At 71.4% G+C, this 16,872-nt stretch carries 14 protein-coding genes and 1 pseudogene; 10 read left to right on the plus strand and 5 right to left on the minus strand.

All coding sequences use genetic code 11. The features are described 5' to 3' along the window. Nucleotide 1: 1 nt before the first annotated feature. The 3 genes and pseudogenes from QOL88_RS34550 to QOL88_RS34560 all read right to left on the minus strand — a co-directional run bounded on the left by QOL88_RS34550 (nucleotide 2) and on the right by QOL88_RS34560 (nucleotide 2,547). On the minus strand, nucleotides 2–1,099 hold the full coding sequence (locus QOL88_RS34550) for a mechanosensitive ion channel family protein (RefSeq protein ID WP_179879039.1): 1,098 nt from the start codon (nucleotides 1,097–1,099) through the stop codon (nucleotides 2–4). Between the two features lie 234 nt (nucleotides 1,100–1,333). Continuing rightward, nucleotides 1,334–1,477: pseudogene (locus QOL88_RS34555) on the minus strand (crotonase/enoyl-CoA hydratase family protein); the annotation flags it as partial. A gap of 86 nt (nucleotides 1,478–1,563) precedes the next feature. Then, nucleotides 1,564–2,547: a lysylphosphatidylglycerol synthase transmembrane domain-containing protein gene (locus QOL88_RS34560; RefSeq protein WP_373559329.1), complete on the minus strand. Its 984-nt coding sequence runs from the start codon at nucleotides 2,545–2,547 to the stop codon at nucleotides 1,564–1,566. 215 nt (nucleotides 2,548–2,762) lie between these two features. Between QOL88_RS34560 and QOL88_RS34565 the strand changes: the two genes are divergently transcribed. The 4 genes from QOL88_RS34565 (at nucleotide 2,763) to QOL88_RS34580 (ending at nucleotide 7,652) form a co-directional block, all read left to right on the plus strand. Continuing rightward, complete coding sequence (locus QOL88_RS34565; protein WP_097223316.1) at nucleotides 2,763–4,658, plus strand: ABC transporter ATP-binding protein; 1,896 nt, start codon at nucleotides 2,763–2,765, stop codon at nucleotides 4,656–4,658. Between the two features lie 74 nt (nucleotides 4,659–4,732). After that, a complete protein-coding gene (locus tag QOL88_RS34570; RefSeq protein ID WP_097222159.1) occupies nucleotides 4,733–5,230 on the plus strand; it encodes a hypothetical protein in 498 nt (165 codons plus the stop codon). Nucleotides 5,231–5,325: 95 nt separating this feature from the next. Then, nucleotides 5,326–6,954: a sensor histidine kinase gene (locus QOL88_RS34575; RefSeq protein ID WP_097222160.1), complete on the plus strand. Its 1,629-nt coding sequence runs from the start codon at nucleotides 5,326–5,328 to the stop codon at nucleotides 6,952–6,954. Beyond that, nucleotides 6,951–7,652 carry a response regulator gene (locus QOL88_RS34580; protein ID WP_097222161.1) on the plus strand — a complete coding sequence of 234 codons (702 nt, stop codon included), beginning with the start codon at nucleotides 6,951–6,953 and terminating at the stop codon, nucleotides 7,650–7,652. The genes QOL88_RS34575 and QOL88_RS34580 overlap by 4 nt, the downstream gene beginning before the upstream one ends. On the opposite strand, the gene QOL88_RS34585 is transcribed toward QOL88_RS34580, so the two are convergent. Together QOL88_RS34585 and QOL88_RS34590 are read right to left on the minus strand one after the other, a co-directional pair. Continuing rightward, the gene (locus tag QOL88_RS34585) at nucleotides 7,634–8,113 is read right to left on the minus strand and encodes a MarR family winged helix-turn-helix transcriptional regulator (RefSeq protein WP_097222162.1); all 480 of its coding nucleotides are present in this window, start codon (nucleotides 8,111–8,113) and stop codon (nucleotides 7,634–7,636) included. The genes QOL88_RS34580 and QOL88_RS34585 overlap by 19 nt on opposite strands. A gap of 163 nt (nucleotides 8,114–8,276) precedes the next feature. After that, a complete protein-coding gene (locus QOL88_RS34590) occupies nucleotides 8,277–9,224 on the minus strand; it encodes a methionyl-tRNA formyltransferase (protein WP_097222163.1) in 948 nt (315 codons plus the stop codon). 247 nt (nucleotides 9,225–9,471) lie between these two features. On the opposite strand from QOL88_RS34590, the gene QOL88_RS34595 reads away from it, so the two are divergent. The 6 genes from QOL88_RS34595 (at nucleotide 9,472) to QOL88_RS34620 (ending at nucleotide 16,866) form a co-directional block, all read left to right on the plus strand. Continuing rightward, nucleotides 9,472–10,824 (plus strand): lysine N(6)-hydroxylase/L-ornithine N(5)-oxygenase family protein, encoded by a 1,353-nt coding sequence (locus QOL88_RS34595; protein ID WP_097222164.1) that lies wholly within the window; start codon nucleotides 9,472–9,474, stop codon nucleotides 10,822–10,824. Nucleotides 10,825–10,911: 87 nt separating this feature from the next. Then, nucleotides 10,912–11,973 carry a FecCD family ABC transporter permease gene (locus tag QOL88_RS34600; protein ID WP_097222165.1) on the plus strand — a complete coding sequence of 354 codons (1,062 nt, stop codon included), beginning with the start codon at nucleotides 10,912–10,914 and terminating at the stop codon, nucleotides 11,971–11,973. Further along, the gene (locus tag QOL88_RS34605; RefSeq protein ID WP_097222166.1) at nucleotides 11,970–13,031 is read left to right on the plus strand and encodes a FecCD family ABC transporter permease; all 1,062 of its coding nucleotides are present in this window, start codon (nucleotides 11,970–11,972) and stop codon (nucleotides 13,029–13,031) included. The genes QOL88_RS34600 and QOL88_RS34605 overlap by 4 nt, the downstream gene beginning before the upstream one ends. 39 nt (nucleotides 13,032–13,070) lie before the next feature. Further along, a complete protein-coding gene (locus tag QOL88_RS34610; protein WP_097222167.1) occupies nucleotides 13,071–13,925 on the plus strand; it encodes an ABC transporter ATP-binding protein in 855 nt (284 codons plus the stop codon). 91 nt (nucleotides 13,926–14,016) lie between these two features. Next, the gene (locus tag QOL88_RS34615; protein ID WP_097223317.1) at nucleotides 14,017–15,075 is read left to right on the plus strand and encodes an iron-siderophore ABC transporter substrate-binding protein; all 1,059 of its coding nucleotides are present in this window, start codon (nucleotides 14,017–14,019) and stop codon (nucleotides 15,073–15,075) included. Between the two features lie 3 nt (nucleotides 15,076–15,078). Next, nucleotides 15,079–16,866, plus strand: coding sequence for an ABC transporter ATP-binding protein (locus QOL88_RS34620; protein ID WP_097222168.1), 1,788 nt, complete (start codon nucleotides 15,079–15,081; stop codon nucleotides 16,864–16,866). The last annotated feature ends 6 nt before the right edge of the window (nucleotides 16,867–16,872 follow it).

A 16,872-nucleotide genomic window follows, 5' to 3' on the forward strand; every position in this document is an offset into this window, starting at 1 on the left:
TTCAGTCGAACCGGGCGGTGCTCAGCCCGCCCGGCTCGATCGCGCCGGTCCGCTGCTGCGGGATGGCGACCGCGCCCTGCTGGAGCGCCACCGTGCGGGCCGGGGCGGGGATGCGGATGCCCTCCGCGCGGTAGCGCTTGTGCAGGCGCTTGATGAACTCGTGCTTGATCCGGTACTGGTCGCTGAACTCGCCGACGCCCAGGATGACGGTGAAGCCGATGCGCGAGTCGCCGAAGGTGTGGAACCGGATGATCGGCTCGTGGTCCGGCACCGCGCCCTCGACCTCGGTCATCGTCTCGGCGATGACCTCGTTGGTGACCCGCTCCACGTGCTCCAGGTCGCTGTCGTAGGCCACCCCGACCTGGACCAGGACGGTCAGCTGCTCCTCGGGGCGCATGAAGTTGGTCATGTTCGCCTGCGCGAGCTGGCCGTTGGGGAGCACGATGAGGTTGTTGGACAGGTTGCGGATCGTCGTCTGCCGCCAGTTGATGTCCTCGACGTAGCCTTCCTCGCCGCTGCTGAGCTTGATGTAGTCGCCGGGCTGGACCGTCTTGGAGGCAAGGATGTGGATGCCCGCGAAGAGGTTGGCGAGGGTGTCCTGAAGCGCCAGCGCCACCGCGAGACCGCCGACACCCAGGGCGGTGAGCAGCGGCGCTATGGAGATGCCCAGGGTCTGGAGCACCACCAGGAAGCCGATCGCCAGGACCAGGATCCGGGTGATGTTGACGAAGATCGTGGCCGAACCGGCGACCCCGGAGCGGGACTGGGTGACCGTGCGCACCAGCCCGGTCACGACCCGGGCCGCCGACACCGTGGCGACGAAGATGAGCAGCACGGTGAGCACCTGGTTGGTGGTGTGCTGCACCGTGCGGGTCAGCGGCAGCACCGCCGCCGCGCCTGCCACGCCGCCCACGACCGCGGCCCAGGGCACCACGGCCCGCAGCGCGTGCACGATGACGTCGTCGCCGGTCCAGCGGGTGCGGTCGGCGTGCCCGCCCAGCCAGCGCAGCAGGATGCGCAGCGCGAACGCCGTCAGCAGGCCCGAGCCGAGGGCGATGCCGGCGAACAGCAGATCGTCCACGGTGAGTGCCCGGTTCACCGGTCACCTCCGGGGCGTGGAGCTGCCGCGAACGCCGCCACCGGCGGCCGGATGTGAAGTCTCGTCACGTCGTCACCTGCTCGTCTTCCGGGATGTCCGAAGGTGCCCGACCACCCTGACCCGCGGTCGGCACGATCGTTCATCCTGCCGTATCCCGTACGGGGTTCCGTACCGGAGACGGGGGTGAGCGAAGGGTGAGTTACTGCACATGACGCGCCGTCACGCCCGGCTCGCTCACAGGCCCGTGAACGACCCGTGCCGGCCCTCGCCCGAGGCGAACCGGGCGGCTCCTTCGAGGCTCTCGGCGAGGACGCCCGCGCCATGCCGGAACTCGGCGTGCGGCGCGGCCGGTTCGTCCAGGCACTCCTGGTCCAGGACGACACCGGCATGGTGAAGTCCCTTCCGCGTGACGGAATCGGCACGCCACCCGGGTCGGATCACCTTCAGCCGGAACCCGGATCAGATCAGATCACCTTCAGCCGGACCAGCGCCGCCAGCGTCAGCGCGCCCGGCACCAGCGGCAGCCAGACGGTGATGACCCGGAAGGCCAGGACCACCGCGGTGGCCACCGTGGCCGGGCCGCCCGCCGCCACCAGCGCCATGACGAGCGCCGCCTCCACCGAGCCGATGCCGCCGGGTGTGGGCACCAGCGCGACGGCGACCGTCGCCGCCAGGTAGGCCACCGCCATGTGCGCGGCCGGAACGTCCAGCCCCAGGGCCCGCCCCACCAGCACCAGGACGGACGCCTGCAGGGCGGGGAAGGCGAAGGACCCGCCCCACAGCGCCAGCGCCCGGGCCGGACGGGTGTGCACCGTACGCGCCTCGCCGAGCGCCGTCCGCAGGAACGACACCAGGGCCGAGCGCAGCCGCCGCACCAGGGCGAGCACGGTCACGGCGATCACGAGCACCACCGCGACGCCGGCCAGCAGCGGGCCGAACGCCGTCTCCGGCACCAGCGCGCCGAGCCGCAGCGCGTCGGGGAACGCGACGAGCAGGGCACCCAGCAGCGCCACCCGGCCGATGCTCTCGGCGAGCAGGTACAGGCCGAGGGCCGCCGAGGAGCGGGCGAGCGGCAGCCCGCACACGGTCATGAACCGCAGGTTGACCGCGCTCGCCCCCAGCCCGGTCGGCAGCAGGTGGTTGGCCGCGCCGGCCGCGAACTGCGTGGCCAGCAGCCGTCGTCGGGGCAGCCGCTCGACGACCGCGCCCTGCCGGGTGCAGGAGGCGGCGACCCAGGTCAGGCAGGTCGCGCCGGCCGCGGCCAGCAGCCAGGGCCACTCGGCGGTGCCCAGATGCGCGAAACCGGCGGCCAGTACCGACCGGTGTTGCACCGCGACCACGGTCACGAGCAGGAGCGGGAGCAGACACAGGATCTGCCGCAGGCGGCGGACCGGGACGCGACGGGGGAGTCGTCCCGGGCGGAGTTCGGGGAGTTGTACCGCTGTCACGTCTGAAGAGACTGTCCAGGCCGTGCCAACTGCGGGTTGCGGGAGCGGGGACTGGGGATTGCGCGCGGGAAGCGGCTGGGTGGGGAGCGTCATCGGGGCCTTTGAGCGGAGGGACGGGGAAGAGGGGGATCGGGCTGATTGTGCGGGATGTCGGGGAAATGTGCGAGCTCCTTGACCTCAAGATTGCTTGAGGTTCTATGGTCGCTTCCATGAGCATGGAGACCACAGCGTGGACACAGCTGCACAGCGTCATCAACGCCGAACAGGACCGCCGTCCCTTCGCCTTGGCGACCCTGCGCCGCATCGGCGCGTTCGCCCGCCCGCACCGGCGCCGCATCGCCCTCTTCGTCCTGCTCGGCGTGGGCACCGCCCTGCTGGCCGTGGCGACACCCGTCCTGGCCGGGTGGGTCGTGGACACGATCGTGAAAGAGGGCGACGAGGGCAGAGTCGTACGCCTGGCCCTGCTCATCGCGCTGATCGCGGTGGCGGAGGCGGCGCTGGGCATCCTCGGCCGGAGACTGTCGGCGACGCTCGGGGAGCATCTGATCCTCGATCTGCGGACCGCCGTCTTCGACCATGTGCAGCGCATGCCGGTCGCGTTCTTCACACGCACTCGTACGGGCGCCCTCGTCTCCCGGCTCAACAACGACGTCATCGGTGCCCAGCGCGCGTTCAGCAACACCCTCTCCGGAGTGGTCAGCAACGTCGTCACGCTGCTGCTCACGCTCGCGGTGATGCTCACGCTGTCGTGGCAGATCACCCTGCTCGCCCTGGTGCTGCTCCCGGTGTTCGTGATCCCGGCCCGGCGGATGGGCAGCCGGATGGCCCGGATGCAGCGGGAGGCGGCGACGCTGAACGCCGCGATGGGCACCCGCATGACCGAGCGGTTCTCCGCCCCCGGCGCCACCCTGGTCAAACTCTTCGGCCGTCCCGAGGAGGAGTCACGGGAGTTCGCCGAACGAGCCCGTCGGGTCGCGGACATCGGGATCCGGACGGCGACCGCCCAGGCTGCCTTCATCACCGCTCTCACCCTGGTCTCCGCCCTCGCCCTGGCCCTCGTCTACGGCCTCGGCGGCTGGTTCGCCCTGCGCGGCGCCCTGGAACCCGGCGCGGTCGTGTCGCTCGCCCTGCTACTGACCCGGCTCTATGCGCCGCTGACGGCGCTCGCGGGGGCGCGCGTCGAGGTGATGAGCGCCCTGGTCAGCTTCGAGCGGGTCTTCGAGGTGCTCGACCTCCGGCCCCTCATCGAGGAGAAGCCGGACGCGCGCCCGGTGCCCGACGGCCCCGTTGCGGTCGAGTTCGACCGGGTCCGCTTCGGCTACCCCGCCGCCGACAAGGTCTCCCTGGCCTCCCTGGAAGAGGTCGCGGCCCTCGACAAACGGGGCGGCGACGAGGTCCTGCACGGCCTGTCCTTCCGGGCCGAACCGGGCCAGACCGTGGCGCTCGTCGGCTCCTCCGGAGCGGGCAAGTCGACCATCGCACAGCTCATGCCGCGCCTGTACGACACCGACGAGGGCGCCGTGCGCATCGGCGGCGTCGACGTCCGCGACCTCACGGCCGGGTCGCTGCGGCAGACCCTCGGCATGGTCACCCAGGACGGCCACCTCTTCCACGACACGGTCCGCGCCAACCTCCTGCTCGCCCGCCCCGAGGCCACGGAGGACGACCTGTGGGACGCCCTGCGCCGGGCCCGCCTCGACGACCTCGTGCGGTCCCTGCCCGACGGCCTCGACACCGTGGTCGGCGAACGCGGCTACCGCCTGTCCGGCGGCGAGCGCCAGCGCATGACCATCGCCCGGCTGTTGCTGGCCCGCCAGCGCGTCGTCATCCTCGACGAGGCCACCGCCCACCTCGACAACACCTCCGAGGCCGCCGTCCAGGAAGCCCTCACCGAAGCACTCGAGGGCCGGACCGCCGTCGTGATCGCCCACCGTCTCTCCACCGTCCGCGCGGCCGACCAGATCCTGGTCGTCGAGGCCGGCCGGATCGTGGAGCGGGGCACGCACGAGGAACTCCTGGCGGCGGGGCGGCGGTACGCGGAGCTGTACCGCACCCAGTTCGCGGGACCGGCCGACGGAACGCGGGGCGAGGCGGTGGAGGAGGCCGCGTGAGGCGTGAACGCCCGCCCGGACCTGTGCGTACTCCTGTCGAACACCTGCCGAAACAGCGCACCCGGAGAGGCGACGTGTCCCAGCAGCAACCGACCGCACGATCCCCCCGCCGCACCCCCTCCCGCGCCCTCCGGCCGCGCGCCCTCGCGACGGCCGGCGCCCTGATCGTCCTCCCCCTGGTCACGGCCTGCGGCGGCGACGGCAAAGGCGCGAACGGCGGCAAGGCGGCACCGAGCGTGACCGCCGCCCCCGCCGCCGGAGTCGTCGCACCGGCCAAGGTGGAGGTGATCGCCGGGCTGACCGGCTGCAAGGCGAAGATCCGCATCGACGCCGACGAACTGCGCCAGGGCCTGTGCCACACCAAGAAGGCCGACTACCTCATCACCACCTTCCCCGAGGAGAAGTACAAGGAGACCTGGCTGGAGGAGGCACGCGTCTACGGTGGCAAGTACCTCGTCGGCACGCGCTGGGTGGTCAGCGTGAAACCGGCACTGCTGGAGTCCTTCCGCGCGAAGCTCGGCGGCACGATCAGGGAGATGCGGGGCATCGGCCCCAAGCCGGGCGGGCGCTGACAGCTCTCTTTCGATTTCGGCTGGTGGGCGTCATGATGGTGCGGCTCGGCACATGAGCCGCCCCCCTCGCGGCGGCATCGGAGATTGAGTTCGTCGTGGTCGCCACCTTTCGTCGCCATTCGCTCGCGGGCGAGATGCTGGTGCTCCAGCTCGCCATCGTGGTGGTGGTGCTGCTGGCTGTCGCCGCGGTCTCCCTCGCCCAGTCGCAGGCCACCTTCAACCGCGTCGAGGGACGCCGGGTGAGCGCGCTCGCCGAACAGCTGGCCGCCAACCCCCTGGTCCGCAGCCAGCTGGTGCGCCCCGCGCCGGGCGAGGCGCTCGCCCCGCTGGTGCTCGCCACGCAGGCCCAGTCGGGGGTGACGTCGGTGTCGGTGGCCGACGGGGCCGGGCGGATCGTCAGCTCCACGAACCCCACGGTCGTCGGGGAGCGGATGCGGCTCGGGCCGGGCACCGCCCGCGGACGCGGCTGGTCCGGGCAGCTGACCCTGGACGGCGAGCGCGAGCTGGCCGCCCAGGTGCCCGTCCTCGGGGCCACGCAGGAGAACCTGGGCCGGATCCTCGGCACCGTGATGATCGGCGAGGCCGATCCGACGGTGTGGCAGCGGCTCAACGGCGCCTCCTCCTACCTGCTCGCCTACCTGGGCATCGCCAGCGGACTCGGCGTCGCCGGCTCCTGGCTGCTCGCGCGACGGGTGAAACGGCAGACCCTCGGGCTGGAGCCGGGCGAGATCGCCGGGCTCGCCGAGCACCGGGAGGCGATGCTGTACGGGATCGCCGAGGGGGTGATCGCCCTGGACCCGCAGCACCGGCTCACCCTCGTCAACGACATGGGCCGTCGGCTGCTCGACCTGCCCGAGGACTGTGTCGGCCAGAGCCTCACGGGCCTCGGCATCGACGGGCGGCTGCGCGACGTACTGTCCGGCACGGCCGCCGGCGAGCGCGACGAGGTCGTCGTCCGCCACGGCCGGGTCCTGGTGATGAACCGGATGACCGTCACCAAGGACGGCCGGCCTCTCGGCTCGGTCACCACCCTGCGCGACCGCACCGAACTGGCCCGGCTGGAGCGGGAGATCGGATCCTTCCGCAGCTCCTCCGAACTGCTGCGCGCACAAGCACACGAGTTCGCCAACCAGCTGCACACCATCTCCGGACTGATCCAGATCGGTGAGCAGGACGAAGTCGTCCGCTACATCCGGGCGTTGAGCCGGCACCGCCAGTCCCTCGACGTCACCCTCAGCCGCCGCGTCCGGGACACCGCGGTGGCCGCGCTGCTGATGGCGAAGGCGTCCCTCGCGGCCGAGCGGAAGGTCAGCCTTCGGATCTCGGACGACACCGCGCTGGAGCGCCTCGCCCCGGAGGACGCCGCCGATGTGGCGACCGTGGTGGGCAACCTGGTGGACAACGCCGTCGACGCCGCCGCCGCCCGGGACGACGCCTGGGTGGAGGTCGCACTGCGCCAGGACGCCTCCAGCGTGGAGATCGCGGTCCGCGACTCCGGGCCCGGGGTCGCTCCCGAGCTGGCCCGCGAGGTGTTCTCCCACGGCTTCACCACCAAGGCCGCCCGCGAGGGCGAGCGCGGCATCGGACTGGCCCTGACCAAGCTGGTCTGCGAACGGCACGGGGGAGAGATCTCGGTGGCCAACACCCCCGAAGGGGCCGTGTTCACCGCACGCATGACCGTCAGCCACCTCACCGGCACGGTGGCGGAAGGAGCGGCCCCATGACCGAGGCGAGCGACAAGGCGGGCGCGATCGACGTCCTCGTGGTCGACGACGACTTCATGGTGGCCCGGGTCCACCGCGCGTTCGTCGAACGCGTCGGGCCGTTCCGCGTCGTCGGCACGGCCCACACGGGGGAGCAGGCCGTCGAGGCGGTCGACGAGCTGCGCCCCGACCTCATCCTGCTGGACCTGTACCTGCCCGACCTCTTCGGGCTCGATGTCATACCCCGGCTGCGCGCCGCGGGCCATGACTGCGACGTCATGGTCATCAGCGCGGCGACGGAGGCCGACACCGTACGGGGCGCGGTCCGCCGCGGTGTGGTCGACTACCTCCTCAAGCCCTTCGAGTTCGAGGACTTGCGTCTGCGGCTGGAGAGATACGCCGTCCAGCGGGGCCGGCTGCTCACGACGGTGGTGCGGGGGCAGGCGGACGTGGACCGCGTCCTGGCCGGGGCGTTCGTCCCCGCCCCGGCGCACACTCTGCCCAAGGGCATGAGCGTGGAGACCGCCGAACTCGTCGAACGGGCCCTGCGCGAGGCGGACGGCACCCTGTCCGCCACCGAATGCGCGGCTCTGACCGGCGTCTCGCGCGTCAGTGCCCGCCGCTACCTCGAGTACTTCCACGGCACGGGCAGCGCGGAGGTGTCCCTGCGCTACGGCGCCACCGGCCGGCCCGAACGCCGTTACGCCTGGCGGGCCTGAACCGCCGGCCGCGCCCCGGCGGCGGGGCCCGTCGCCTCGTGGTGGGCGTGCACGCGCCGCAGCAGGGAGGCGAGTTGCTCGCGCTCGGCCTCGCTCAGCGGCGTCAGGATGTCGTCGTCCGCGGAGGCGATGTCGGCGTTGAGGTGGTCGAGGGCACTCCTGCCCTCCGGGGTGATGCGGACGTCGACGCGGCGGCGGTCGGTGAGGCTGCGGACGCACTCGACCTGCCCGGCGTCGGCGAGGTCCTTCACGATCCTCGCGAGGTCACTGGCGTTCATGTCCAGCCGGGCGGCCAGCACGCCCTTGGGCTGCGCGCCGAGGTCGGCGACCAGGGTCAGAACGGTCAGATGCCACAACCGCAGCCCCTTCGCGGTGAGCTTCTCCGACAGGGTGCGGCGGGCGGCCTTTCCCGTGGCGTACATCAGGTACGCGCTGAGGTTCAGCACGCTGGGCGGGGTCATGCGTGAACGGTAGCCCGGCCGTGCCCCCGCTGTGAACGCCGGTCGTAAATCGGCTACTTGGGAAGGGGAAGCGGGAGGTATCGCGCGCGCGATCACCGCCGCGCGGACCGGGCCCGCGCGGCGGGATGCCGGCCGACCCCGGGACCGTACCGGGGCCGGCACGTCAGGGGCGGTCGGTGAGATAGCCGCCCATGGAGGTGAAGTACTCGGCCGCGGGCAACTCCCGGCCGTCCTCGGTGCGTACGCGCGTGATGGCGAGGCCGCGGTTGCGTCCGGTGCGGGCGTCGGCGCCGGCGACGATCACCACGCCGTCGCCCTCGCGGTAGAAGATGCGCCCGGGCGTGCCGCCGTAGCGGCCCTCGGAGACGAACGAGGCCAGGACGTCGAGCCGCCTGCCCCGGTGGAAGGTGTGGGCGCTCGGGTACGGCTCGGACTGGGCGCGCACCAGACGCTCCAGGTCCTCGGCCGGCCAGCTCCAGTCGATGCGGCTGTCGTCGTCGGCGCGCTTGTGGAAGAAGGACGCCTGGGAGCGGTCCTGCCGGGTGAACTCCGTCTGGCCGGCGGCGATCAGGCCGAGCGCGCCGATGGTGACCGGGGCGATGAGGTCGACGGTCTTGTGGAAGAGGTCGGTCGCCGTGTCCGTCGGCCCGACCGGAACCGCCTCCTGCCGGACGATGTCGCCGGCGTCGAGCTCGTCGTTCATCATGTGCGCGGTGACGCCGACTTCGGATTCGCCGTTGATGAGCGCCCAGATCAGCGGGGAGAACCCGGCGTACTTCGGCAGCAGGGAGTCGTGCACGTTCAGCGTGCCGTGGCGCGGCAGGCCGAAGATGCGCGGCGGGATCCAGGTGCGCCAGTTGTTGGCCACGATGATGTCCGGATCGGCCTCCTTGAGGCGCTCGAACAGCTCCTCGTCGTCCGGGCGGTTGCGGATCAGCACCGGGACGCCGTGCTCCTCGGCGAGGTCGGCGACGGAGTCGCTCCAGATCTTCTCGTAGGCGTGCTCGCTCTTGGGGTGGGTCACGACCAGCACGACGTCGTGCTCGGACTCCAGGAGGGCTTGCAGGGTGCGATGCCCCCAGGTCTGGTAACCGAACATGACGACCCGCATGGGGTTCCTCCTCAGAGCAAGACAGTGGCCGACGCAAGTAAAGCAAGGCTTACCTTAGTTCGCAACGGGCCTGCGGGGCGGCTCAGTTGACAAAGCCCGATCCGGGGGGTGTCCGTTTTGCCCTGTCGACACCTCAACCCGTTTAGCTTAGGCTCACCTAAGTTCCTTGGTGTGCCGCCTCGTTGGCATGCCCGCCTTTCGTTCCCTCCACACCTGACACGCGGCTGCCCCGCACGATGGGAGTGACATGTCGCAGGTTCTTCCTGGTGACACACCACCGGTCCACGACCTGATCGGTATCGGCTTCGGGCCGTCCAATGTGGCCATGGCGATCGCGCTCCGCGAGCACAACAACCGCGTCGGCAGGCAGGAGGCCGTCACCGCTCACTTCTTCGAGCAGCAGCCCCGCTTCGGCTGGCACCGCGGCATGCTCATCGACGACGCCACCATGCAGGTCTCCTTCCTCAAGGACCTGGTGACACTGCGGAACCCGGCCAGCGAGTACAGCTTCCTCTGCTACCTGCAGAGCAAGGGCCGGCTGATCGACTTCATCAACCACAAGAACCTGTTCCCGCTGCGCGTGGAGTTCCACGACTACTTCGAGTGGGCCGCGGCCCAGGTCGACGACATGGTCTCCTACGGCCACGAGGTCGTCGGCGTCGCACCCGTCACCCGGGACGGCGTCGTGGAGTACCTGGAGGTGACCGTCCGCTCGGGCGGCGGCCTGGAGGTCCACCGGGCCCGCAACCTCGTCATCGGCACCGGCCTGCGCCCCCTGATGCCGGAGGGCGTGGAGCGCGGCGAACGCGTCTGGCACAACTCCGAACTGCTCGCCAAAGTCGACGAGTTGGAAGGCGCCTCGCCGTCCCGGTTCGTCGTCGTGGGCGCCGGCCAGAGCGCCGCCGAGAACGTGGCCTACCTGCACCGCCGCTTCCCCGAGGCCGAGGTCTGCGCCGTCTTCTCCCGGTACGGCTACAGCCCCGCCGACGACAGCAGCTTCGCCAACCGGATCTTCGACCCCCAGGCCGTCGACGAGTACTTCGCCGCCCCCGAGGACGTCAAGCGCCGGCTGATGGACTACCACGGCAACACCAACTACTCCGTGGTGGACATCGACCTGATCGACGACCTCTACCGGCAGTCGTACCAGGAGAAGGTCCTCGGCACCGAGCGCCTGCGGTTCCTCAACGTCTCCCGCCTCACCGGCGTCAAGGAGTCGCCGTCGAGTGTCCGCGCCACGGTCACGTCCCTCGTCACCGGCGAGGACACCGACCTCGAAGCGGACGTCGTGGTCTTCGCCACCGGCTACAGCCCCGTCGACCCCACGAGCCTGCTCGGCGAGGTCGCCGACCGCTGCCTGCGCGACGACGAGGGCCGGGTGCGTGTGGAGCGCGACTGGAGCATCGTGACCGAACCCACCCTGCACTGCGGCATCTATCTGCAGGGCGGCACGGAGCACACGCACGGCATCACCTCGTCGCTGCTCTCCAACACCGCCATCAGGGTGGGCGAGATCCTGGACTCGCTCCTCGGCCGCGTGGCCGAGCCCGCGGACCAGAGGCGAACGCTCGCCGACGGCACGGGCAGCGCGGCCCGTTAGGACCGGCGGGAAAGTGCGGACACGATCCGGGTCGCGAGGCACCGTCCGGTCAACTCGCCCACTGTGCAAGGGATAACGTACGTCGACATGGGCACGACTGCTGCAGTGGAACGCCCCGCGACTAGGGGCTCGTCACCGGCCCGGCGGCGTCGCGTGGCGGGTCTGGGCATCCTCGTGGCGCTCCTGGTGACCGCCACGGTGCTGTCGCTGGCCGTCGGGGCCCGCGCGTTGACTCCCACCCAGGTGTGGCACGGGCTGTTCGCGGCCCCCGAGTCCGATCAGCGGCTCACCGAGATCCGGCTCATCGTGGAGACCGTACGGGTGCCCCGCACGGTCCTCGGGATCGTGGCGGGTGTCGCCCTGGGGGTCGGCGGTGCGCTGATCCAGGGGTACACGCGCAACCCGATCGCCGACACGGGCCTGCTGGGGGTGAACACCGGCGCCTCGTTCGCCGTGGTGTCGGTGATCGCCGTGTTCGGGTTCTCCGACCCGTTCCAGTACGTCTGGTTCGCCTTCCTCGGCGCGGCCGTCGCCGGTGTCGTCGTGTTCGGTCTCGCGAGCATCGGCCGAGGGGCCGGCAACCCGTTGACGCTCGCGCTGGCCGGGCAGGGGATCACGGTGTTCCTGATGGCGATGACCACCGCGGTCGCGCTGTCGAACCAGGCGTCGCTGAACGCGCTGCGGTTCTGGAACGGCGGCTCCCTCGCCGGTGTCGGATTCGACGTCATCTGGCCGGTGACCGCGTTCATCGGCGCCGGGCTGGTGCTGGCCCTCACCACGCTGCCCTCCCTCAACCTGCTCAACCTGGGCGACGACGTGGCCCGGGGCCTGGGCGTGAACCTCGCGCTGAGCCGGACCGTCGGCATCACCGCCATCACCCTGCTGGCGGGAGCCGCGACGGCCGCGTGCGGGCCCATCGCCTTCCTCGGCCTCATGGTGGCCCACGTGGCCCGGTACCTGACCGGCCCGGACTACCGCTGGCTCGTGCCGTACGCCGGGCTGCTCGGGGCCGTCGTACTGCTCTTCTGCGACATCGTCGGCCGACTGGTGGTGCGGCCGGGCGAGTTGGACGCCGGTGTTCTCGTGGCGCTGCTCGGCGCCCCCTTCTTCGCGGTTCTCGTGTGGCGCGGAAAGTTCAGGCAGGCATGAACGTGACCGAGGTGAAGCCGTCACTGCCGCCGGGTGTGCGGCTCGGCCGGGTGTCGTTCGTCTGGCGGCCCTGGCTCCTGAGCGTGACGCTGCTGCTCGTGGCGGCGACCTTCCTGGTGTTCTGCGTCTCCATCGCCGTCGGGGACTTCCCCCTGGGCATCCCCCAGGTGATCGCCACGATCTTCGGACGGGGCGAGCAGGTCGACCAGTTCATCATCATGGACCTGCGGATGCCGCGCGCCCTGGCCGGGCTCGTCGTGGGCGTCGCGCTCGGGGTGTCCGGGGCGATCACGCAGTCCATCGCCCGCAACCCGCTGGCCAGCCCGGACGTCCTGGGGATCACCTCGGGCGCCAGTGCCGTCGCGGTGTTCCTGGTGACCGTCTCGGGCGGGACCGCCGCGGCGATCGTCAACTCCGTGGGACTGTCGGCCGCGGCGCTCGCGGGCGGGCTCGGCACGGGGCTGCTGGTGTACTTCCTGGCGTGGCGGCGCGGGATCGACGGCTTCCGGCTCATCCTCATCGGCATCTCGGTGAGCGCCGTGATGGAGGCCATCACGACCTGGCTGCTGGTCACGGCCGACATCCGGGACGTGGCCCGGGCCCAGGCGTGGCTGGTCGGCTCGCTGGAGGACCGCTCGTGGGGCGAGGTCTGGACGGCCCTGTGGTGCGGGCTCGTCCTCCTGCTCGTCGTCTCCTGTGTCGCCTTCCAGTTCAGGCCGATGCACTTCGGCGACGAGGTGGCCGCGGGGCTGGGCGTCCGGTACACGAGGGTGCGGGCGGTGCTGCTGCTGTGCGCGGTGCTGCTGGCCGGTGTGGCGGTGAGCGCGGCGGGTCCGGTGCCCTTCGTCGCGCTGGTGGCGCCGCAGGTGGCGATGCGTCTGGCGCGCTGCCCCACACCGCCGATGGTGGCCTCGGGGCTGGTGGGCGCGCTGCTGCTGATCGGCTCCGACCTCGTGGCGCGCACGGCGCTGCCGGTCTCGCTCCCGGTCGGCGTGGTCACCGCCGCGATCGGGGGGCCCTTCCTCGTCCATCTGCTGGTGCGGGCGAACCTGCGGTAGATGTACAAGAGTCAGGTGAACCTAAGCAAGGGGGGACCCGTGGTCGCACAGTCCGTCACCGAGGCCGCGGTCGGCGGCACCTCGCGGCTGGCAGCCCGAGGCGTCACGGTCGGCTACGGCGGCCGGGTCGTCATCGACGAACTCGACGTGGCGATACCGCCCGGCGTGATCACTACGATCATCGGCCCCAACGGCTGTGGGAAGTCGACCCTGTTGAAGACGCTGTCGCGGCTGCTCAAGCCGGCCAAGGGAGCCGTCGTCCTGGACGGCGAGGACATCGGCAGGCTCAGGACGCGGGACGTGGCGAAGAAGCTCGGCCTGCTGCCGCAGGCGCCGGTCGCGCCGGAGGGGCTGACCGTGGCCGACCTGGTCGCCAGGGGCCGCCATCCGCACCAGAGCTGGCTGCGGCAGTGGTCGTCCGACGACGCCGACGTGGTGGAGCGCGCCCTGGCCATGACGGGCGTGTCCGACCTGGCCGACCGCCCGGTCGACGCGCTGTCCGGCGGGCAGCGCCAGCGCGTCTGGATCTCCATGACCCTGGCCCAGGGCACCGATCTGCTGCTGCTGGACGAGCCGACGACCTATCTGGACCTGGCGCACGCCGTGGACGTCCTGGACCTCGTGGACGACCTGCACGAGTCGGGCTGCACCGTCGTCATGGTGCTGCACGACCTCAACCTGGCCACGCGCTACAGCGACAACCTCGTGGTGATGCGCGAGGGAACGGTCCTGGCGCAGGGGCACCCGCGGGACGTCATCACCGCCGAACTGCTGGACGAGGCCTTCGGGTTGAGGGCCCGGGTGATCGACGACCCGGTCGGCGACCGGCCGCTCATCGTGCCGATCGGACGCACCCATGTGCTGCCCGGCTACATCCCCGCAGCGGAGCATTAGTAAGGCTAGGCTAACCTCATTCTCTCGCGATAAGGTTTGCCTGCCCTTAGGCGAGGGTGCAGCGAACTGGCGCGAAAGCAAGGGGATGTGGATGCTCCTCCATCGAACGACACCCGGGAAGCCATGGCGGCGGCTGGTGGCGGTCCTGTCCGCGGCCGCCCTCGGGGTCGGTCTCCTCGCGGGATGCGGTTCCGGCTCGACGGACTCGGCGGACGGCAAGGGCGAGGGCACTCAGGCCGCGGCCGCCGGTGACTTCCCGGTCACCGTGGAGCACGCGTTCGGGTCCACCACGGTCGAGAAGGCGCCCCAGCGGGTCGTCTCCGTCGGCTACACCGACGACCAGACCGTCCTGGCCTTCGGCATCAAGCCCGTCGGCATGGTCGACCAGTACCCGAACCCGCCCGGCAAGAGCCCCGACATCAACACCCAGTGGCCCTGGGTGAAGGACAAGTGGGGCGACACCAAGCCCGAGGTCGTCATGAAGAACGGCGACTCCGGCCCCAACTACGAGAAGATCGCGGCCCTTCGCCCCGACCTGATCGTCGCCGTGTACTCCGAGATCGACCAGGCCGCCTACGACAAACTCTCCAAGATCGCCCCCACGGTGGCCCGCACCAAGGGCGAGAAGGAGCCCTTCAGCGCTCCCTGGCAGGACAACGCCCTGCACATCGCCAAGGCCCTCGGCAAGGCCGATGAGGGCCAGAAGATGGTCGACGACATCCAGGGGCAGCTCGACACGGCCAAGAAGGAGCACCCGGAACTCGGCAAGCAGACCGCTGTCGCCCTGTCCTGGTACGAGAACTCGGTGGCGCCCTTCACCTCCACCGACGTGCGCGGCCGGCTGGTGTCGGGCATCGGCTTCAAGTATCAGACCGGGATCGACAAGGTCGCCGGGGGCAACTTCTACACCAAGCTCTCGCCCGAGCGCATCGACCTCGTCGACGTCGACCACATCTTCGTCATCAACGACAAGGCCGACACCGAGGCGCTCAAGAAGTTCAAGCTGTTCGCCAACCTCGACGCGGTCAAGAAGGGCAACGTGTCCTACCTGCTCGACAGCGAGGGACCCGCGGTCGGCGCGGCCATCTCCCAGGGCACCTTGCTGTCCATGCCGTACGCGATCGACGAGCTCGTCAAGTCGGTCGAGTAGGGGGTGAGCGCCACCGACACGCGCGTCGCCCCGGCGACCCTGCGCACGACGACCGGCCGTGAGGCCGCCCGATGGGTCGCGGACCACTGCCGCGCGATGCCCGGCCTGACCGCCGCGACCGTGCTCACCACGGTCGCGGGGGCGGCGCTCCAAGTGCTCCCGGTGCTCCTGCTCGGCCGGGTGGTCGACGGGGTCGTCAGGGGCGAGGACCGTTCGGTCCTGGTCACGATCGGGGTGCTGATCGGTGCCGCCGCGCTGCTCGGCGCGGCGGCCACCGCGGTGTCGACCTACCTGATCGGGCGGCTGGGCGCGGATCTGCTCGCGCGGCTGCGCGAGGGCGCCGTCCGGGCGGTGCTGGGCATGCCGAGCACGCGGATCGAGCAGGTCGGCCGGGGAGACGTGCTCTCCCGGGTCGGCGACGACGTCGCCGTCATCTCCAAAGGCATCCGCACGGCCGTCCCCACGGTGTTCTCGGCGGGCGTCCTGGTCGTCATCGCGACCCTCGGCATGTTCGGCCTGGACTGGCGGCTCGGCCTGGCCGGCGCCGGCGCGCTGCCCGCGTACGCGCTGGCGCTGCGCTGGTACCTGCCCCGGTCCGCCCCGCTCTACCGGAAGCAGCGCGTGGCCCAGGCCGACCGTGCCCAGGCGTTCATCAGCGGCCTGAACGGCATCGACACCGTCCGGGCGTACCGCCTGGAGGGTGCCTTCCGCGAGAAGGTCACCACCGAGTCGTGGCGGGTGCGCGAGCTCGGTATCGAGGTGTTCCGGTTCTTCGGCCGGTTCGTCGGCCGGGAGAACCGCGCCGAGTTCATCGGCCTGGTCCTGATCCTCGTGGTGGGGTACGCCCTGCTGGAAGCCGATGCGGCCAGTCTGGGCGAGGTGTCGGCGGCCCCGCTGCTGTTCCACCGGCTCTTCACCCCGCTCGGCGCCATCATGTTCACCTTCGACGAGGCGCAGAAGTCGGGCGCGAGTCTGACCCGCCTGGTCGGGGTGCTGGGGGAGTGCGCCGAGGAGCGGCTGGTCGGCGACGAGTCCGTCACGGCCGCCGGGCCCGGGGCGTACCCGGTGACGGTCGAGGGGCTGACGTTCCGTTACCCGGGCTCCGAGGAGCCGGTGGTGCGGGACGTCGACCTGACGATCCCGGCCGGCGGGTCGCTCGCCCTGGTGGGCGCCACGGGCGCGGGCAAGACGACACTGGCCGCGCTGATCGCCGGCATCGGCACCCCACAGGCCGGGTCGGTACGCATCGGGACGACCGATCTCGCCGACCTGGACGAGGCCGGGGCGCGGGCCCTGGTCAGCATCCTGACGCAGGAGACGCACGTCTTCTCCGGCCCGCTCGCCGACGACCTGCGGCTGTCCGCCCCCGGGGCCACCGACACCGAGCTGCTGGACGCGCTGCGCACCGTCGGCGCCGAGAGCTGGGTCGCCGCGCTGCCCGAGGGGCTGAACACCCCGGTCGGGGAGGGCGGTGAGCGTCTGGACGTCACCAAGGTCGCCCAGATCGCCCTGGCGCGACTGGTGCTGGGTCGGGCGCCGGTGGTGGTGCTCGACGAGTCGACCGCCGAGGCCGGCAGTGAGGGGGCCGCCGAGCTGGAGCGGGCCGTGCTGGCCGCGTGCGCGGGCCGGACCACGCTGTTCGTGGCGCACCGGCTGACCCAGGCGATGGCGGCGGACCGGATCGCCGTGCTCGACGCGGGACGCGTCGTGGAGCAGGGGACGCACGAGGAACTGGTGGCTCTGGGCGGCCGGTACGCACGACTGTGGCGGGCCTGGCGCGAGGATAGTTAGGCAACC

It is taken from the genome of Streptomyces sp. Ag82_O1-12 (genome assembly GCF_900182715.1).
Lineage (GTDB): Bacteria > Actinomycetota > Actinomycetes > Streptomycetales > Streptomycetaceae > Streptomyces > Streptomyces massasporeus.